Origin of the sequence: Corynebacterium sp. H130 (genome assembly GCF_037572395.1) — a bacterium.
Lineage (GTDB): Bacteria > Actinomycetota > Actinomycetes > Mycobacteriales > Mycobacteriaceae > Corynebacterium.
Genome location: NZ_JBBHLA010000002.1, coordinates 263174 through 281762 on the forward strand (window position 1 = coordinate 263174; position 18589 = coordinate 281762).

Annotated in this window: 21 protein-coding genes; 11 read left to right on the plus strand and 10 right to left on the minus strand. The window is 58.3% G+C overall.

The window, feature by feature from the left end; all coding sequences use genetic code 11:
- Positions 1-35 precede the first annotated feature (35 nt).
- Positions 36-272: a hypothetical protein gene (locus WG939_RS04835; RefSeq protein WP_339983250.1), complete on the plus strand. Its 237-nt coding sequence runs from the start codon at positions 36-38 to the stop codon at positions 270-272.
- On the opposite strand, the gene WG939_RS04840 is transcribed toward WG939_RS04835, so the two are convergent.
- Positions 269-1705 carry a GntP family permease gene (locus WG939_RS04840; RefSeq protein WP_339983252.1) on the minus strand — a complete coding sequence of 479 codons (1437 nt, stop codon included), beginning with the start codon at positions 1703-1705 and terminating at the stop codon, positions 269-271. The two genes, WG939_RS04835 and WG939_RS04840, sit on opposite strands and share 4 nt — an antisense overlap.
- A gap of 34 nt (positions 1706-1739) precedes the next feature.
- Between WG939_RS04840 and WG939_RS04845 the strand changes: the two genes are divergently transcribed.
- On the plus strand, positions 1740-2303 hold the full coding sequence (locus WG939_RS04845) for a TetR family transcriptional regulator (RefSeq protein WP_339983254.1): 564 nt from the start codon (positions 1740-1742) through the stop codon (positions 2301-2303).
- Here WG939_RS04845 and mmsB read toward each other — a convergent pair.
- Both mmsB and WG939_RS04855 read right to left on the minus strand, forming a co-directional pair.
- Positions 2278-3150: a 3-hydroxyisobutyrate dehydrogenase gene (gene mmsB / locus WG939_RS04850; protein WP_339983256.1), complete on the minus strand. Its 873-nt coding sequence runs from the start codon at positions 3148-3150 to the stop codon at positions 2278-2280. The genes WG939_RS04845 and mmsB overlap by 26 nt on opposite strands.
- Positions 3151-3159: 9 nt before the next feature.
- A complete protein-coding gene (locus tag WG939_RS04855) occupies positions 3160-4680 on the minus strand; it encodes a CoA-acylating methylmalonate-semialdehyde dehydrogenase (protein ID WP_339983258.1) in 1521 nt (506 codons plus the stop codon).
- Between the two features lie 197 nt (positions 4681-4877).
- On the opposite strand from WG939_RS04855, the gene WG939_RS04860 reads away from it, so the two are divergent.
- Positions 4878-5705, plus strand: a complete 828-nt coding sequence (locus WG939_RS04860) for a hypothetical protein (protein WP_339983260.1) — start codon at positions 4878-4880, stop codon at positions 5703-5705.
- Positions 5706-6109: 404 nt separating this feature from the next.
- A complete protein-coding gene (locus WG939_RS04865) occupies positions 6110-6523 on the plus strand; it encodes a hypothetical protein (RefSeq protein WP_339983262.1) in 414 nt (137 codons plus the stop codon).
- A 318-nt stretch (positions 6524-6841) separates the two neighbouring features.
- On the opposite strand, the gene rplE is transcribed toward WG939_RS04865, so the two are convergent.
- From rplE to rplN, 3 genes are read right to left on the minus strand one after another with little or no spacing between them, the layout of a single operon-like run.
- Positions 6842-7414 carry a 50S ribosomal protein L5 gene (gene rplE, locus WG939_RS04870; RefSeq protein ID WP_339983264.1) on the minus strand — a complete coding sequence of 191 codons (573 nt, stop codon included), beginning with the start codon at positions 7412-7414 and terminating at the stop codon, positions 6842-6844.
- A 1-nt stretch (position 7415) separates the two neighbouring features.
- Entirely contained in the window at positions 7416-7730 is a 315-nt protein-coding gene (rplX, locus tag WG939_RS04875; RefSeq protein ID WP_339983266.1) for a 50S ribosomal protein L24, read from the minus strand.
- A gap of 3 nt (positions 7731-7733) precedes the next feature.
- Positions 7734-8102 carry a 50S ribosomal protein L14 gene (gene rplN / locus WG939_RS04880; RefSeq protein ID WP_339983268.1) on the minus strand — a complete coding sequence of 123 codons (369 nt, stop codon included), beginning with the start codon at positions 8100-8102 and terminating at the stop codon, positions 7734-7736.
- Positions 8103-8297: 195 nt separating this feature from the next.
- Here rplN and WG939_RS04885 point away from each other — a divergent pair, with 195 nt between their 5' ends.
- From WG939_RS04885 to WG939_RS04910, 6 genes are read left to right on the plus strand one after another with little or no spacing between them, the layout of a single operon-like run.
- The gene (locus WG939_RS04885) at positions 8298-10610 is read left to right on the plus strand and encodes an FdhF/YdeP family oxidoreductase (RefSeq protein WP_339983270.1); all 2313 of its coding nucleotides are present in this window, start codon (positions 8298-8300) and stop codon (positions 10608-10610) included.
- Complete coding sequence (gene fdhD, locus WG939_RS04890) at positions 10611-11432, plus strand: formate dehydrogenase accessory sulfurtransferase FdhD (protein ID WP_339983272.1); 822 nt, start codon at positions 10611-10613, stop codon at positions 11430-11432.
- Positions 11432-11674 carry a DUF6457 domain-containing protein gene (locus WG939_RS04895; RefSeq protein ID WP_339983274.1) on the plus strand — a complete coding sequence of 81 codons (243 nt, stop codon included), beginning with the start codon at positions 11432-11434 and terminating at the stop codon, positions 11672-11674. The genes fdhD and WG939_RS04895 overlap by 1 nt, the downstream gene beginning before the upstream one ends.
- Positions 11674-12375, plus strand: a complete 702-nt coding sequence (locus WG939_RS04900; RefSeq protein WP_339983276.1) for a hypothetical protein — start codon at positions 11674-11676, stop codon at positions 12373-12375. The genes WG939_RS04895 and WG939_RS04900 overlap by 1 nt, the downstream gene beginning before the upstream one ends.
- Positions 12372-14033: a dynamin family protein gene (locus WG939_RS04905; RefSeq protein WP_339983278.1), complete on the plus strand. Its 1662-nt coding sequence runs from the start codon at positions 12372-12374 to the stop codon at positions 14031-14033. The genes WG939_RS04900 and WG939_RS04905 overlap by 4 nt, the downstream gene beginning before the upstream one ends.
- On the plus strand, positions 14034-15632 hold the full coding sequence (locus tag WG939_RS04910; RefSeq protein WP_339983280.1) for a GTPase family protein: 1599 nt from the start codon (positions 14034-14036) through the stop codon (positions 15630-15632).
- On the opposite strand, the gene WG939_RS04915 is transcribed toward WG939_RS04910, so the two are convergent.
- From WG939_RS04915 to WG939_RS04930, 4 genes are all read right to left on the minus strand, one after another.
- Positions 15553-16056 (minus strand): hypothetical protein, encoded by a 504-nt coding sequence (locus WG939_RS04915; RefSeq protein ID WP_339983282.1) that lies wholly within the window; start codon positions 16054-16056, stop codon positions 15553-15555. The two genes, WG939_RS04910 and WG939_RS04915, sit on opposite strands and share 80 nt — an antisense overlap.
- Positions 16053-16526: a hypothetical protein gene (locus tag WG939_RS04920; protein WP_339983284.1), complete on the minus strand. Its 474-nt coding sequence runs from the start codon at positions 16524-16526 to the stop codon at positions 16053-16055. Before WG939_RS04920 ends, WG939_RS04915 begins: the two co-directional genes overlap by 4 nt.
- Positions 16527-16701: 175 nt before the next feature.
- Positions 16702-17250 carry a hypothetical protein gene (locus tag WG939_RS04925; protein WP_339983286.1) on the minus strand — a complete coding sequence of 183 codons (549 nt, stop codon included), beginning with the start codon at positions 17248-17250 and terminating at the stop codon, positions 16702-16704.
- A 13-nt stretch (positions 17251-17263) separates the two neighbouring features.
- Entirely contained in the window at positions 17264-17935 is a 672-nt protein-coding gene (locus WG939_RS04930; RefSeq protein ID WP_339983288.1) for a hypothetical protein, read from the minus strand.
- Between the two features lie 197 nt (positions 17936-18132).
- On the opposite strand from WG939_RS04930, the gene WG939_RS04935 reads away from it, so the two are divergent.
- Positions 18133-18588 (plus strand): LppP/LprE family lipoprotein, encoded by a 456-nt coding sequence (locus WG939_RS04935; protein WP_339983290.1) that lies wholly within the window; start codon positions 18133-18135, stop codon positions 18586-18588.
- Position 18589: the final 1 nt, after the last annotated feature.

Genomic DNA, 18589 nt, shown 5'->3' on the forward strand with positions numbered 1-18589 from the left:
GAGGAAACTAACTCCCACCTATCAAAGGATTCCAAATGAAGAAGTTCCTGGCCTCCGCTGCCACCTGCGCCTTTCTAATGACACCGGCCACTGCTCATGCCTCCCAGACAATTGACCTGCAAGTTCCATCCGTTGGCTACACGTCTTCCATGATGCTTATTCAGACGTCGTCCCGAATCATGGGTATGGATGGCGGCTGCACGACGATCCCAGATCCGAACGGCGAGCCTGGCGCGCCTCACACTCAATGGATTAGGTGCTGGATCGGCTAAAAGACAGCCGTCCCCACCAGCAGCGTCGCCACGGTGACGATCGGAATCACAACGGTCACCACAGCGACGTCCTTGTAGGACTGCTTGTGCGTCATACCGCAGACCAGCAGCATGGTGAGCACCGCACCGTTGTGCGGCAAGGAGTCGAAGCTTACCGACGCCATAGCCATGATTCGGTGCATGGACTCCATCGATATGCCCTGTTCAGCAGCCATGCGCGCTAGGTCTGCGCCGAACGTTTCGAGGGTCATGGATAGGCCACCCGCCGATGATCCCGTGATGCCCGCGATCACGCCTGTGGAGACAACCCCGACGATGAGTGCATTGTCGGCGATAGAGAACACGCCGTCGCGAAGCACGGTGAATGCGGCGAGCGAGCCGATCACGGCACCGTAACCCACTTCGGACGCGGTGGTGAAGACGGGGAGGATAGCGGATTTGGCGCCGTCACCGAGGCCTTCGATGAAGACCCCGAAGAGGCCTGGTCGCATGAGGAAGATGACGATGATTGCCGTGGCGAGCGCAACCGTGACTGACCAGGTGCCGAGGACCGATTCGAGCTTCACTCCACCGAATTTCTTGTCGGCGAGATAGGAAAAGTCCATCTGCTTGGAGATCACGTAGATGAAGGCATAGTTCATCGCCACCACTACGGCGATCGGAATGAATCCGAGCAGGCCACGGACTGCAACGTTTCCTGGACCGCGGTGCGCTGGCACCACTGAATGCCCGCCCTCGGCATCTTCTAATTCCTTCAGGGCCGCAGCCCCATCAGTAGAGCCGTCCACCGGAGCGTAGAACTCTCCCGCTTTGTGCAGGGACCGGACACGGTACTCCAACCAGATCATGCCCATGACCAGCATCATCGCCGTGCCTGCCAGTCCAAGAACGGGAGCTGCGTAGGAAGTCGTGCCAAAGTACTTGGTCGGGATGACGTTGTGTACCTGCGGGCTACCCGGCAGTGCGGCGATGGCAAAGGTAATAGTGCCGAAAGCAATGGCTGCCGGCATCAGGCGCTTCGGAATCTCTGCTTCCTGGAACAATGCTGTTGCGATCGGGACGATCGTGAAGGCGACCACCCATGCGCTCACGCCACCATATGTAAGGAGTGCAGTGGCCAAAACCGTGGACGCCATCGCGCGTTTGGGGCCGAAGGCTTTGGAAATACCCTGAGCTAGGTCATGTGCGAGACCAGAAACCGTCATCAACCGGCCAAAGATCGCGCCGGTCAGGAACAGCGGGAAGTAGTTAGTGATGAATTTCCCCAGCGCCGGCATGAAGATCTGCGTGTACGTGGCCAGAAGCGGCGCACCGGACAACGCAGTCGCCAGCAGCGCCGCGATGGGCGCAGCGATAACTACAGAGTGGCCCCGATACGCCAACACAATGAGTACGATGAGCGACAAGAAGATGCCAATCATAGGAATGACCATGAGGGGCTCCGATTCTTAACAAAAAAGGATCACAATGAGCGATACACGAACAAGGATTTTGGAATGTTCCCGCCAGCTGTTCAGCGAGCGGACATTTGCGCAGGTGTCGCTGAAGGAAATCGCCGAGGCAGCCGGGGTCAGTGCACCGCTGATCATCAAGCATTTCCAGTCCAAGGAGAATCTCTTCCAACAGACCGTCGACTTCTCCACCAGCGCAGAGGCTCTTTTCGACGGCCCCTTCGACCAGCTTGGGCACACCAGCATCAAGGAAACGCTTTCGGCCCCGACCACTGCGCATTATTCGATCATTCGAACGATGACCGTGACGGACGGCTCGGATACCTCCCTCAGCGCAATTGGTGAGGCAGTCAAGCGCGACATTTTGTCAGTACTCGAGCGGCGCATCCAGGAGGAAGCACCGCACCCTGAGCCCGAGCCGAAGCTACGAGCCCAGGCTGCCATGGCCCTACTGACGGGACTATCTTTGATGCGCCGGGTGGGAGATACGGACTTCCAGAATTTCCCACCCGACGCACTCGCCGACTATTACGCCGACCTAGTCCAGCAGATTCTTAACGGTCACGGACCAGCTCAATAACGTAGGAGCAGTCCTTGTCCCCGAATCCCGCATCCACGGTTTCCTGGTAGAAGGCCGCGGCTGCCTGGCCAAGTACTGCTGACGTGCCGGTTTCTTCCAGCGCAGCCTTCGCCAGATTCAAGTCCTTGTTCATGAGCGCGTTCGCAAAACCAGGCTTGAAATCATTGTTGGCCGGCGAATTCGGGACCGGCCCCGGCACAGGGCAGTTTGTGGTCAGCGCCCAGCTCGCGCCAGTGGAATTGGACACGACATCGAAGAATGCCTGCGGGTCCAGGCCCAACCTCTCGCCGAGCACCATCGCCTCCGCCAGTGCGATCTGGTGAACACCGAGGATCATGTTGTTGCAGATCTTCACCGCCTGACCTGCCCCGACATCACCGCAGTGGGTGGCGCAGCGGCCCATGGCGTCGAAAAGCGGGCGGGCAGCTTCGAACACGCTGCTTTCACCGCCGACCATGAACGCGAGGGTGCCGGCCTGCGCACCAACGATGCCGCCGGACACCGGGGCATCGAGGAATCGGTGGGGCGCAACCTTGTCAGCCGCTGCGCGCGCCTCAGCGACAGCGATGGTCGAGCTGTCAATGAAGAGGGCGTTTTCGCTTACCGACGGTAGAACCTCCGCCATCACGGAGTCGACGAGTTTGCCATTGGGGAGCATCGTGATGATGACGTCTGCCCCTTCAACCGCCTGAGCAGCAGTTTCCTGCACATCGATTCCGTTTTCGCGGGCCTTAGTCTTTGCTTCCTCCATGACGTCGAAGCCACGGACGGTGTGCCCCGCCTTGACGAGGTTGGCGGCCATTGGGCCACCCATGTTGCCGAGTCCGATGAATGCAATGGTGGTCATTGTTTCTCCTTAGTCCATCTGTGGCATCGAGAAGTCTGCGCCGGTGGCGGCGCCGGACGGCCAGCGGGAGGTGACGGTCTTGGTCTTGGTGTAGAAGCGGAAGGAGTCCGGGCCGTGCTGGTTGAGGTCGCCGAAGCCGGAGGCCTTCCAGCCGCCGAAGGTGTGGTACGCGATTGGAACCGGGATTGGGACATTCACGCCGACCATGCCGACCTGGACGCGCTCGGCGAACTCGCGAGCAGCTGCGCCGTTGCGGGTGAAGATCGCGACGCCGTTGCCGTACACGTGCTCGTTAGGCAGCTTGATGGCTTCCTCGAAGTTCTCCGCACGCACGATAGTGAGAACCGGACCGAAGATTTCCTCGGTGTAGATGCTCATGTCCGGGGTGACGTGGTCAAACAGTGTTGGGGCGATGAAGTAGCCGCCTTCCAGGGAGTCACCCTCGAACTCGGGGTCGGTGGCGCCCTTCGCGCGGCCATCGATGACGAGTTCTGCGCCTGCCTTTTCACCTTCGTCAATCAAGGACTTGATGCGATCCAGCGCGGACTGCGCGACGACCGGGCCGTAGTCAGCCTTCGGGTCCAGGCAGTGGCCAACCTTGAGAGATGGGATGCGCTCTTCGAGCTTCTTGCGCAACTCGTTGGCGGTCTCCTCCCCCACTGGTACGGCTACGGAGATAGCCATGCAACGCTCACCGGCAGAGCCGTATGCGGCGCCGATGATGGCATCCACCACCTGGTCCATGTCCGCATCGGGGAGGATGAGCGCATGGTTCTTTGCGCCGCCGAAGCACTGGGCGCGTTTGCCGGTAGCGGCGCAGCGCTCGTAGATGTACTGAGCGATCGGGGTGGAACCAACGAAACCGACAGCCTTGATGACCTCGGAGTCGAGGATGGCATCGACCGCGGTCTTGTCACCGTGCACCACGTTGAACACACCCGCCGGGCCGCCAGCCTCAATGAACAGCTCGGCCAGTCGGATAGGTACGGATGGATCACGCTCGGAAGGCTTGAGCACGAAGGCGTTACCACAGGCCAGAGCAGGACCAGCTTTCCACAGCGGAATCATCGCCGGGAAGTTGAACGGGGTGATGCCCGCAACCACGCCGAGTGGCTGGCGCATCGAGTAGACATCGATGCCGGTGCCCGCGGAGGTGGTGTATTCACCCTTGAGGAGATGCGGCGCACCCAAGGAGAACTCCAGCACGTCGGTACCGCGGATGATGTCGCCCTTAGCATCCTCGAAAGTCTTGCCGTGCTCGAGAGACAGGGTGCGAGCGATCTCGTCGATGTTCTCGTTGATCAGGGCAATCCACTTCATGATGATGCGGATGCGCTTCTGCGGGTTCGTCTTTGCCCAACCCTTTTGGGCCTCTTGTGCGTTCGCGATAACCTGGTTCACTTCCTCGGTGCTCGCGAGGGGCACCTGACCTTGCACCTGACCGGTGGATGGGTTCATTACGTCTGCAGTGTTGCCGAGGTTGCCTTCGACCTTCTTGCCGCCAATAAAGTGCGGAATTGTGTAAACCATGAGGCTCTCCTTCTTTCGGAATGTGTCTTGCAACACACACTAGAGAGAGCTGGCTCACATTGGTAGATAAATTGTGAAAGAAAACGTTGTTTACCCCTAACGGGCGGTTAATGGCGTTTCCTTTTCATTTGGAACAATTGGCCATCCCACGCCATTAGACAATTGAGTCAAACTTCGCTGAGCATGTAGGAGAACACATGGTATTCGTTGCAACCGCCATTGCGTGGGCAGTTTTCTTAGCAAGCGCAATTTTTTCAGCACATGCTATCTACAAGATCCACAAGGCTTGGCAGGAAGAGTACCGAGTCGGTCGCCAATACTTCGCCACCCCGACGCTCTCACCGCTAGCAGTTGCGATCCTCTCCGGAGGCAGAAGCCATGTCATTGCATTGTCTCTGTATCTACAATCACAATACCGACCAGCACCAATGGCGGCTGCCATTATTCACCTTGCCCGCATCCGCAACGCAGACTCATTTGAGTGGCGACGCGACAGATTCCCCGACCTCGACCACGCTCTCCAAGAACTGGAAGCTGCGAAGTTGTGGGCGACGAGCTCTTCTTCTGTCAGCCCTGCGTTGGCAGCTGCGCACAAACAATTTCGAAACGGCATCATCGCGTATTGCACCTGTGCAGTGTTGATAACTCTGCTGACTGGTTTCAGCGCCTATCAATGGGCCCGGCCCGAACTCGACATTGAAAGCTCTAAGGACACAGCGGCAGTATTTGCCTTCCTTGCCATGACGATGTCCATAGCCTCTTTGTTCGTAATCTTTCGCTTTGAAACAACTATCCAGCAGCAACGGAAAACCCTTCCCTGTTTACATATCGAAGGATCGTTGACTGGCAGTGGCTTCCATTTTGCTCAGCGCATGCGGAACGAGTTCGGACCAACCTCCGCTGAAGCATTCAAAGCCGCGATTTATGGTCCTCAGTTCCTCGCCCAGCACTATCCTCATTTAGCCTCAGTACACCACTGGATGTACGAAGAAACCCTTCGTGCCGACAAGAACCGGTCAGTCTAATGACCAACAATCCGCTGACCGCCCTTTCCCTCATCATCCTGACTGGGTACCTACTCGCCACGGCAGCATCAATGCTATTGCTCCACGTTGCCCGCGGTGCCTGGGAGAAACAAAATCGCATTCCTCCCGCTGCAGTGCAGCTATCTCCCGAGGCCACAGCCATACTCTGTGGTGGGCGAGCGAATCTTCTGTGGGTCATGTTGATGAAAAGCCCTCAAACAGCTACTGTCCGCCGGATCCTTTCCCAGGGAAACGCTGACGGCATTGAGTGGACGCCCAGGAGGAACCCGGATGTATCAGCAGCTGTTGGTGAGCTTGAGCGCTGTGGACTGTGGTACCGGTCTGCACACAAAGTCCCTGGCCGAGTGGGAATTTGCCTAGCATTCAGTCAAGGCATAGGTATCTTGAGCTTTCTTGTCTTCTTACCCCTGTGGCTACTCATCGCATTCACAGTGAGCACCGAATGGTTGAACCTCAACCCAGAGTCCCTGTCCGGGATGGCGTTGGGTTGGTTGGTGTGGGTCGTGCTGTTCTATCCGCTTTTTCAGCCCCTCAAGACAGTGACCGATGCTCAGTGGAAAGCCTCCCAGAATCCCCTGCTTGAGCTGGTAGGAATCCCGGGCGTAATTTCAGGCCCTGGTTATTCTTTGAGTCGCCAGCTAGCCAATTTGAGAACTTCCCATCCCCTTTTCGCTACTGCCATTCATGGCGAGCGCTACCTGCAGGAATATCATCCCTACCTTGTCCGGGAGTACAAATGGGTCATTGACGAGTGCTTTGACTCTGAGCGTCGCAAGCGAGCCCAGTACGAGGACTGAGCCCGGAGGAACTTGCGACCATGAACAGATATCTCCGGGTTAGACGGGCTAGTTCCTGGTGTTTCTAACCATTAGCCCGGAGGAACTTTCCCGTTTAAGGCAATTTCCCCCACCCCTGGCGAATACAAAGCCCTCCCCGGAGGAATCTTGCAACCGCAAACAGATTCCTCCCGCCCAGAGGCCCCTTGAACAGGGAAAACTCCACGCCAGACCGGAGGAATTTTTTCGACTAGGGCAAATCCCCTGCCAACCCCAGCCCTAAACATGCAAAAGCCCGGCCCTTCCAAATTGGAAGAACCGGGTTCTACAAGCAAAGAATTAGTGCTCTGCCTGGCCTGGCTTCTTGAATGGGAAGCCCAGCTCGCGCAGCAGGGCGCGGCCTTCGTCGTTGTTGGTAGCAGTGGTCACCAGGGTGATGTCCATACCGCGTGGGCGGTCAACCTTGTCCACGTCGATTTCGTAGAACATGGTCTGCTCGGTGAGGCCGAAGGTGTAGTTGCCGTGGCCATCGAACTGCTGGTCAGAGAGACCACGGAAGTCACGAATACGTGGGAGAGCGACAGTCAGGAGACGGTCGAGGAATTCCCACATACGGTCGCCACGCAGGGTAACGCGGGCGCCGATTGGCATGCCTTCACGGAGCTTGAAGTTAGCGATGGACTTCTTTGCACGGCGAAGCTCTGGCTTCTGGCCGGTGATTGCGGTGAGGTCCTCGAGAGCGCCGTTGATGAGCTTGGAGTCACGAGCAGCGTCGCCGACACCCATGTTGACCACGATCTTGGTCAGGCCTGGGATCTGCATAACGTTGTCGTACTTGAACTCTTCGTTGAGCTTGGTACGGATCTCTTCGCGGTAACGGGTCTTGAGACGAGGGGTGTAGTTTTCGCTCATTTTAGATGTCCTTCCCGTTCTTGCGAGAAATACGGACACGCTTGCCGTTCTCGTCTACACGGTAGCCAACGCGGGTTGGGTTTCCGTCGGAGTCCAGAACCATCACGTTGGAGACGTGGATTGGAGCTTCCTGAGTTACGATGCCGCCGGACTCAGCGCCACGCTCTGGTGCGGAGTTAGCAACGTGCTTCTTGATGCGGTTAACGCCCTCAACAAGAACCTTGTTGGTCTTAGGGAAAGCCTGGATAACCTTGCCCTTAGCGCCCTTGTCTGGGCCGGAGATGACGAGTACGTTATCGCCCTTATGGATCTTCATAAGTTAGATCACCTCCGGTGCGAGAGAAACGATCTTCATGAACTTCTTGTCACGAAGCTCGCGAGCGACTGGGCCGAAGATACGGGTGCCACGTGGCTCGTTGTCGTTCTTGATGATGACGGCTGCGTTCTCGTCGAAGCGGATGTAAGAGCCGTCTGGACGACGGGTTTCCTTCTTCGCACGAACAACAACTGCCTTGACGATGTCGCCAGACTTTACGTTGCCGCCTGGGGCAGCTTCCTTGACAGTAGCGACGATGACGTCGCCAATGCCAGCAAAGCGTCGAGTAGAGCCACCGAGAACGCGGATGCACAGGATTTCACGTGCACCAGTGTTGTCGGCAACCTTCAGACGCGATTCTTGCTGAATCACTAGGGTCTCCTGACCTGGTTGAATCTTGATGTACGCCGGATTTCCGTCCCGAGCGCACGCGGTCAATGTTGCGGACGATCTATATCATCCGAATTTGCAACTGGAATAGACTAACACGCCGACAGAATGCGACAAAATTCCTGGCCAAACCAGGCTCAGGTTCCATTTTCCGAGGAAATCAATAGACTAGTACCCATGACTAACTCTCGCACTGAAGTTTCCTCGGTTAACGAGCTCGCGAACCGTTTCGACCACCCGAAGGTGGGTAAGCGCGAAACCTCCGCCGTCGGCTTGCCTGGCGCGCTGATCGGCATGTCCTATGGCCTGCAAGAACACGGCCTTGCGTCCCTGTGGAAGATGAACCGCCACGGTGGCGTCGACTGCCCGGGCTGTGCTTGGCCAGACCCTGCACAGCAGGATCAAGGCGTTGTTGAATTCTGTGAAAACGGCGCAAAGGCCATCGCAGAAGAGACCACCGGCCGTCGCGTTGGCCCTGAGTTTTTTGCTGAGCACTCCATCTCCGAGCTGCGTAACAAGACCGACTACTGGCTTGGTCGCCAGGGTCGCCTCACCACGCCTATGTACTGCGAGCAGGGCGACGACCACTACCGCCCAATCTCCTGGGATGAAGCGATCGACGTCATCGTCGATGAGCTCAAGACCCTGGACAACCCTAACGACGCCATCTTCTACACCTCCGGCCGTACCTCCAACGAGTCCGCATACGTGTACCAGCTGCTGGCCCGTCGCCTCGGCACCAACAACCTGCCAGACTGCGCAAACATGTGCCACGACTCCACCGGTAAGGCACTGGGCTCCACGGTGGGCCTCGGCAAGGGTTCCGTTGTCATCGAGGACTTCTACAACACCGACCTTGTGATCTCCATGGGTTCCAACCCTGGCACCAACCACCCACGCATGCTGAAGGCGCTGGAGAACTGCAAGAAGAACGGCGGCAAGATCATCGCCGTCAACCCATTGCCAGAAGCAGGCCTGTTTGGCTTCAAGGACCCACAGACCCCTGGTGGCCTGCTGGGTAAGGCTTCCAAGCTTGCCGACGTCTACCTGCAGATCCGCTTGAACGGCGACATGGCCTTCATGCAGCTGCTGAACCGCGAGCTGATCCGTCGCGACGCCATCGACCACGTCTTCCTTGACAAGTTCTGCTCCAACGTTGAGGAGACCATCGAGCACCTCAAGAACGTTGATGAGGAAGCTGCCCTCATGTCTTGTGGCCTGACCATGGCTGAGATCATGAAGGTCGCTGACATGGTGGAAGAATCTGCCACCGCAATCGTTTCTTGGACCTTGGGTGTCACCCAGCACAAGAACGCTGTTGCAACCATCCGCGAGATGACCAACTTCCTGCTGCTCACCGGCAACATCGGTAAGCCAGGCGCCGGCACCGCCCCACTGCGTGGCCACTCCAACGTTCAGGGTGACCGCACCATGGGCATCTCCGAGGCTCCAGCAGAAAAGTTCTCCGACGCACTGCAGAACCACTTCGGTTTCGAAACCCCACGCGAGCACGGCTACTCCACCGTCGATGCAACCTTGGCAATGTGGGAAGGTCGCTCCAAGGTCTTCATGTCCATGGGTGGCAACTACGTGCGCGTGGTCAGCGACACCACCCGCGCTGAGGTCGGCATGGAGAAGCAGAACCTGACCGTTCACCTGAACACCAAGCTCAACGGCACCCACCTGTGGCCAGGCAAGAAGTCCCTGATCCTCCCAGTTCTGGCTCGTACCGACCTGGACATGCAGGCATCCGGCCCACAGTCCGTGACCGTGGAAGACTCCGCATCCGCAGTCCATGCTTCCACCGGCGACCGCAAGGCCAACCTTGACCTTGATCTGAAGTCCGAAATCTGGATCACCTGCGAGATCGGCAAGCGCCTGTTCGGCGACGATTTCTGGCAGCCAATGGTTGACAACTACGACGTGATCCGCGATCACATCGAGGCAACCATCCCAGGCTTCGACGACTTCAACCGTCGCATCAAGGACCCAGGCGGATTCATGCTGCCTAACGGCCCACGTGAGCGCGTGTTCAACACCCCAGACGGCAAGGCTCACCTATCCGTCAACAAGCTCGAGCCACTCGTACTGGAAGAGGGCTACCTGCTGCTCAACACGGTTCGTTCCCACGACCAGTACAACTCCACCATCTACGGACTCAACGACCGCTACCGTGGCATCAAAGGTGGCCGTCGCGTGGTCTTCGTCAACCCTGAGGACTGTCGCGAGCGTGGCCTCAAGGACGGCGACCTGGTGGACATCGTGTCCGTATGGAAGGACGAAGAGCGTCGCGCTCCTAACTTCCGCGTGGTCGAGTACTCCACGGCCAAGGACTGCGTTGCGGCCTACTTCCCAGAGGCCAACGTCCTCGTACCTGTCGATTCCTTCGCAGACGAGTCCCGCACCCCGGTCTCCAAGTCCGTGGTTGTTCGCCTCGAGCCACTCGGCAAGCGCGCTGAAGACGTCGAGAAAGTAAACGTCAACGTCTAAATGGGACGGATTACGCGCAACGCCCGCGTGACCCGCATTGTTTCCAACGGCGAGGGCCTCAGCACCGACACTCGGGCTGACACCCTCGCCGTTGAGGAGCCTTTGGAGATCAGGGTAAACGGCACTGCTCTGACCACCACTATGCGCACGCCTGGGCACGATTTTGAGCTGGTCACTGGCCTGCTCCACGCAGAAGGCCTCATCACGAAGGCCTCAGATCTCCTCACCATGCGCTATTGCGCTGGGGCCACCGGGCCAAATGGGGAAAATACCTACAACGTCATCGACGTTCAGACCAAAACTGGCCCCTTGCAGCCAGAATTCATTCGCAACGTCACCACCACTTCCGCTTGCGGAGTCTGTGGCACGACGTCGATCGATCAGATCGTGAAGCGGCAACGCCACGAGATTGCCCAGGTCCGGCCGTCGGCAAGCTTGCTCATGAACCTGCCTGACAGGCTGGAGCAAGACCAACAAGCTTTTCGACGCACCGGAGGCATCCACGCGGCAGGTACGTTCACTCTCGAAGGAGAAGCTCTACTGATCCGCGAGGATGTGGGCCGCCACAATGCTGCCGACAAAGTCATCGGTGCGCTCCTGCAGGAAGACAAACTTCCGGCGGAGAACCTGCTGCTGGTGATGAGTTCGCGCGCTTCGTTTGAGTTGGTGCAAAAGGCCGTGCTGGCTGGCTTTTCTGGTCTAGTCGCGGTGTCCGCGGCAACTTCCCTTGCCGTTGACCTGGCCCGCGAATCGGGGCTCTTGTTAACTGGCTTTACAAGGGGCAACCGGATGAACGTCTATTCAGGAGAGGTGGAACTGTAATGAAGCTTGATGAATTTCTGGATAAGGTTTCCGAGACGCTCGGCACGGACCCTGAGCTGATTAAGGCCGTGCGGGATGACCTGCTGGACCTGACCAAGGATGTGGCACACAATGCCGTACGCCCTGGTGCACCGTTGTCTGCGTTCTTGGTGGGCCTGTCCCTGAACGCTGAGAGCACTCCGGAGCAGGTGCGGGAACGCATCGCTTTGGTCAAGAAGCTGGTTTCCGACGAAGGCGAATAATGTATCGACTACTGCTGGCCATCGGGGTGGCGATCCAGATTCTCGCGATGCTGGGCACCAAAATCGACACTCCGCTGAGCTGGCAGGCCGGGTGGCTCGCCCTGAGCTTTACTTCCCTAGTGGGCATCGCATTTGTCGTAGCAGCGGGAATCAAAGCCGGGCCGAAGCCCGTATTCCGCACCTTTGCCTTTGCCGGTAGTTTAGCGGGCATGATTGGGTGGGCCAGCTGGATCCTGGTCACCCTCTTCGAGGAAAAGGGAGACCCGGTCATCAACATCACGGGGCTGCTCTGCGTCGTAGGATGGGCGCTCACCGCATGCGCCGTGGCCACTGCAGTTGTCGCCGGCTTTGGGGGCAAAGACGAATCCCGGCGCACCTGGGCATGGCTTTTTGCACTGCTCATCTTCGCAAACGAGGCGTTTTTCTACGTCTTTTACATTGACCTGTCGGGCCCCGCACGGTCTGATGGGTTTTGGCTGACTTTGTTGGCTCCGATCGTCATCGGAGCAACCCAGATTGCTATGGGTCTGCGCTCCAGCACGAAAAGCATCGCCAAACCATTGTCCATCGTATCTGGCGTATTCTTGCTGGCCCCGTTCAGTCCAGCTCTGCTTGCCTTACTGTGCTCAATCGTCGCTGCGGTGGTTGAATTCAACTCTGCTGACATGAACGCAGCATTTAATGAAACAATAGAGGAATGATCGAGCATTCCCTCTCCAGCGTCACTGAGGTCCGCGACCTTTTGACTGCTTCTTCCTTCACCCTCGAGCCGGAGGCCGAAACCAAGGCGCGAGCTCTTGCTCAGCAAATCGACGACTACGTCCTGCCCCGCCTCACCAACATCGATGCCCCGCTCCTCGCCGTCATCGGTGGCTCCACAGGCAGTGGCAAGTCCACACTGGTCAATGCGATCGTGGGCTCGCAAGTCAGCCTCTCCGGCGCTATTCGCCCCACTACCAGGCAGCCGGTGTTGGTCACGAATCCTCAGGACGAGGAGTGGTTCGCCTCCAGCGAGGTACTCCCCGGCCTTGCTCGCGAACGTGGCGAAGCCGGCGCGAACCCTACCGCGACCACCCTGCGCACCGTCACCACCGAGCACATCCAACCAGGTCTTGCGCTTCTCGACGCCCCAGACTTCGACTCCATCGACGACGGCAATCGCGCTCTAGCTTCCCAGCTGCTCGCTGCAGCCGACTTGTGGATCTTCGTCACCACCCCGGCTCGTTATGCGGACCAGCTGGTATGGAACTTCCTTCACGATGCGGCCAGCCGCGACATTGAAGTCATCGTGGTTCTCAACCGCGTGGACGAGGAAGCCATGAAGACCGTCCCTGATGACCTCAAGCGCATGATGACCGAGGCTGGCCTCGGAAATGCAAAGCTCATCACGGTCCCTTATGTCGAGCATCTTTCCGGGCTGCTCGCGCCCGAATTGGTTGGCGACCTGAAGAACACCTTGGGCGAGATTGCGGGAGATGCAGCTGCCCGCCGCGAGATGGCGTTGAAAACGGTGGATGGCGTGCTTGCCCAGATCAGCACGAAGGTCGCCGCGCTGGCCGATGTCAAGCAACGAGAAGAAGAGTTCGCGGACCAAATCGACGAGGCGATCGATGGTGCTTACCTTCGAGGCCGCGATGAAGTGATCGCAGCAACCCAGGACGGCAATTTGTTGCGCAAGGAAGTTCTGCAACGCTGGCAGGACTACGTCGGCACCTCGGACGCATTCCGCACTATGGAGCGCTGGTACTCGCTCGCTGTCGACCGCATTGGCAGTTTCTTCACCGGCAAGCCTGCCCCAGTTCGTGAGGTAGAGACGGAGATCGAAGCAGGCCTGCACGCAGTCATCGTAGATGCAGCTCAATCCGCAGCTGCTCGTTCCTGGTCTCATCTCGGCAGCGTGGCACCGGAGCTTCGCGCGTCGGCAAGCCCCGCCCTGGCGCACGCAAGCACAGACATTTCCGAAGCTACGGCCCAGTTGGTGCGCGACTGGCAAGAAAGCCTCGTCACCAACATTCAGGAAAACGCCGGCGACAAGCGCATGAAGGCACGTCTGATGTCCTTCGGTTTGAATGTTGCCACTGTCGCGTTGATGCTGGTCGTCTTCGCCTCCACCGCGGGCCTGACGGGTGGCGAACTTGCTATCGCTGGTGGTTCCGCGGTGCTGGGACAAAAGATGCTCGAGACAATCTTTGGCGAAGAAGCAGTACGCAAGATGGCCAAGAACGCCCGCGCTGACCTGGATGAGCGGATCGAGACTCTGTTCCTCAGCGAGCGCGATCGCTACCGAGATGTCACTGACATTCTCGATGCTGGAACCGACTCCGACGAGCTGCGCGCAGTGGCAAAGGCAGGTGCCTAAGTGTTCAAGTCAAAGCCATCGCTCGCGCAGCGCTTGGAAGCGCTAGAAAAGGCCGCCGAGCTCGCGGAGGGCGTGTATTCCCCGACAGAGTTGGCCCCAATTGAGCGCGTGATCGCCAGCGCGGCGGAGCGTCGTGCGCTGTCCGCCGAGCACACCGTCGTAGGTTTCTTTGGTGCCACCGGTTCCGGCAAGACGTCGTTGTTCAACGCCGTTGTCGGCGAGGATCTGGGTAAGACCGCTGCCAGGCGCCCCACCACGTCTTCTCCGCTGGCTGCCATTTGGCACCCAGAAGGTTCCGAAGCATTGTTGGACTGGCTCGAGGTAGAAGATCGACGTAACCGCACGGGCGACTTTGCCAAGGACGCGGGCCCGTTGATCCTGCTGGATCTGCCGGACTTTGACTCCGTTGAGCTTTCCAACAGGGAAATCGCGACCCGTCTTGCCGGCCAAGTGGACGTTTTGGTGTGGGTCACCGACCCCGAAAAATATGCGGATACCGTAATTCACGATCACTTCATTCGCCCGCACGCCGAACACAGCGCAGTGACGCTGGCGGTGCTCAATAAGTCCGATAAGCTCCGCCCTGAAGACCTGGGCCCAGTCAAGAATTCGCTCGAACAACTATTGGTCGATGACGGCTTAAAGAAGGTCAAAGTTGTCGCAACCAGCGCAAAGACTGGCGCTGGCATCGATGACATCCGCGCAGCCATCGCGAAGGTTGCCTCCGCGCGCAAGGCTCAAACCGCACGCCTTGAGGCCGACATTGCCTCTGCTACCACCTCGATGCTGGGCTCAGAAAAGCTCGCCAAGATCCCTGATTCCGCGAAAAAGGACATGGATGCAGCGCTAGCAGAAGCCGCCGGCGCCGACCACATTTCCCAGGCAACCGCAGCCGCCTACCGCAAGCGCCTCGGGCAGAGCACCGGTTGGCTCCTCACCTCATGGATGCTGCGCCTGCGCCCCGATCCACTTCGCCGCCTCGGTTTGCGGGAAGAAGCCGATGAAGTGGGCGTGCACCGCACCTCTCTGCCGCCACTGGATGCCTCCCGAAAGGCAGTCGCCAACCAAGGCGTGCGGGGCTACGCCCAGGTTCTTTCCGAAGGCCTGCCAGCCCGTTGGGCTGACGAACTCCACGATGTGACCGAAGGGGTCGTCGAGAAGCTTCCTGCGCAACTTGACCGCGCAGCAGCCGGCACGCGCCTTCCTGCACAGCCAAGCAAGGCGTGGGGCGTGTTCACGTTCATTCAGTGGCTGGCTCTGCTGGCGGCACTCGTCGGTGTCATCTGGTACCTGCTCGTGGCATTCCTGCCGGGCGCCTTGGTTCCGATGCTCGGCGAAGATCTGACTCCGGATGTCGAAGGCTGGCCGATCCCGACCCTGCTCATCCTCGGTGGCGTTTTGCTGGGCATAGTTCTTGGTCTGCTCACCGCCGTGTTTGGTGGGCTGATCAGCTCCGGAATCCGCTCGCGCACCCGCCGCGCTTTGCGACGAGAAGTGGCGGAAATGTCGGCAGCCGAGATCACTCCCCCGATGCTTGATGTGCGGAATCGCTACGCGGAATTTCGGGAGCAATTACAGTTGGCAACTGGTTCAAAATAGCAGCAACCACCAGGGCTACCATCGCAAGCGGTAGCCCGATAAAAAACCACACCATCAGGTGACTGAGCCAAGCCAAGTCTCCCCAGTCCCGGTTAGCAACGGTGAATGTGGCACAAATGCCGTTGACAACACACCACGCACCGAGGTAGGGATCAAAGCTGTGAGGGCGACTAAACGCGCCGATCCACACGGTTGCGAGGACGATCGTCGCCCCTGCAACGAGCGGGAAAGTACTGTCACCACCTCGAGTGGCAGCAATCGCCAAAGCCACGACAACGGGACCTTGGATTAACGCCCCGAGGTAGTACCACAGCGGGCGAATTTTGCGGTGCGGCAATTTCTTTTCGCGCTTGAGTTCCATGAGCCAAGGAAGAACCCCGGAAGCAATAGCAGGGATAAGCCAGAATTTGAGTGCAGCGATCATTTTCGGTACGCCCAGACCATAGTTTGAATGATTGCGATGACCGCCAGCGGGCCCCCAAGGAACCACCAGGCGAATACGAATCCGATGCTCCAGAGTCCCGTTCCGTCTCCGGGGCCACTGATGAGCGCTTCGATAGCGACGAACAGGCAGGCACCCGACACCACACAGAGGGCACCGTAGAAGGGATCGAAACTGCGCTTGGTGCCATAAAGAATGATCCACAGGGCAGCGATCGGCACCGTAATCATCGGCCAGGCCTCGAGGGCGTCAAGGTGGAGGCGTTCCACTAGTGGTGGCAGTGCGGCAGTTAATGTTGCTCCGATCAGTAGGGCCACCACGTAGAACCACCACCTCCGAGGTCGGCGGAAACTCCAAAAGGTGGGTTCCAGGAAGAACAGCATGGCAACGAAAACCAAGGTGGGTACCAGCCACGCCATTGCCGAAAGTGAGATAACGCCGTACAGGTGCATACGCTCACCATAGCCAGTGCAATCGATATATGGCCGTCATATTTGGAATTGTTATTTGGCCTGCTCCCGAAGGCTGATGCTGATCACCGAGTCCAGCTATGCCAGCACGCTCCACCCAACCAGGGCACCCTTCGGGCTTTGCGACGAGAAGTGGCCGAGATATCGGCAGCCGAGATCACTCCCCCGATGCTTGATGTGCGGAATCGCTACGCGGAGTTTCGGGAGCTGTTGCAGATCGCCACTGGGTTGAAAAAAGCCAGTAGATTAGGGCTACTGCTATCAGCGGTAATCCGATCCAGCCCCACGCTGCCACGTATTCAATACCCGGAAACATGTAGTCCTTCACCAGCGGACGTTCCCAAATGTTGAAGCCCAACATGAATGCGCTGACCCCGTTGAGCGTGCACCACGCGCCAAGAAAAGGATCCCAGGTCTTTTTCCTGCTCATGAGCACAATCCACAGCGCACCAACAATCACGATTACGAGGAGAACCCAACCCACAAGTTCCGACTGTAGGGCGGCTAGGAATGTAAACAGTCCCGTACCCAGCAGTCCGATGAGTGTGGCTCCGAGGTAATACACTCCGGGAGACGTGTGCCTTCGTGGTGGATCATCTCTTCTCGTCGATTCCAGCAGGATCGGCAGCCCACCAATGACGAGCGCTGGGAGGATCCAGAATTTAGCTGCCACCCAGAGCAGGCCCAGGATCGATACTTGTTCCACCCAGTTCCCCTGTTCAGCGCAGTCGATAAATATCCTCTATTGCAGAGTACGCTACCTGCCCCGCCCCATTCGCCAGCTCAATGCGCACATCCTGCCCCTTTGCAGCTGCGTACACGGTTTGCCACGCCATGACTGTGCATTCCGTGTCGCGGCGGCCGACGTCGAAAAGTTGCAGGCTACGTCCGATGAGCAACTTCTGCCCCTCGGTGGAAGTCAACAAGTAAACTGCATCGCCGATGTCCCCGCGGTGAAGCGTTGGCATGCTGTCCATACTCATGCTGCGGGTGTCCACCGGTCTGATCGCTTCGATGAGACCAAACCGCCGATGCTGATCTTCGGTGTCTACAACGTGCAAGGGGTACCCCACTTGTCCGCTCACGATCTCCTGGTAGGGCCACACGACGGGCACAGTTGGGTTTTTGGAGCTGCGCCACACCGCGACATTCCTGTCATCCATGGTGATGAGCCAGCCACTCACGGTTGCGCATCGCACACCATAGCCCAAGGTACGCGGGAAACGACCACTCAGCGCGTGCAGTTTCTGAAGCGCATCGTGATCATCGAGGCTCTCAAACCCTTCGCTTTCCAAAAGCCTGAGGATGTCAGAGAACTCCATGTCCGGCAGTGCCTCCCACAGATCTTGCAGAGCAGACATCACCGGCGCGATTCTCGTGGGGTCCTTCATGATTCTTTCTTCTAGCTGCGATTTTTCATTTAGTTTCCAATAATAACTCAAACGAGTCTCAGTCTTGATAGCGCCAGCTCGACGCACAAATTGGCCCATTTCTGGCACTTGTGCAGCAATTTTAGCTGCAACGCGGCAGGGCCCACACCGATTAAACAGATGGCAACCCCGCCACCTACCCACGAAGGAGTTTCCCCGTGAATAAGCTATCTCTCTTCGCGGCTTCGGTTACGGTCGCAGCCGCAACACTATCTCCACTTTCCGCTGGCGCCAACGAAGTTCCACCATATGTGGTTGAAGCCAGCCACACCATTCCTGCGCCGGCTGAGGGCGCAGACTGGATCGTCGACGAGCAGGAGTCCAACTTCGAGCCTACCCGCGAGCTCAGCTACGTCGTGCTCGAGACGGAAATGGGCACCGCATCCTCTCCGAAGCAACTAATGCTGTTCCACTACGGCCAATACCTCGGCACCGGCACCATCCACCACGTGGGCTACCAGCGCATCGTAGGCTTCGGCGATAACTACGTCACCGTCGAGTACGGCACCCCTGGCCAAAGCAATGCCGACGTCATTTGGCACGAACCGGTGACCTACGAATTCGTAGGCGGCCACGTTGAAATGCACGGCACCATCCCAGGACACACGGAATAAG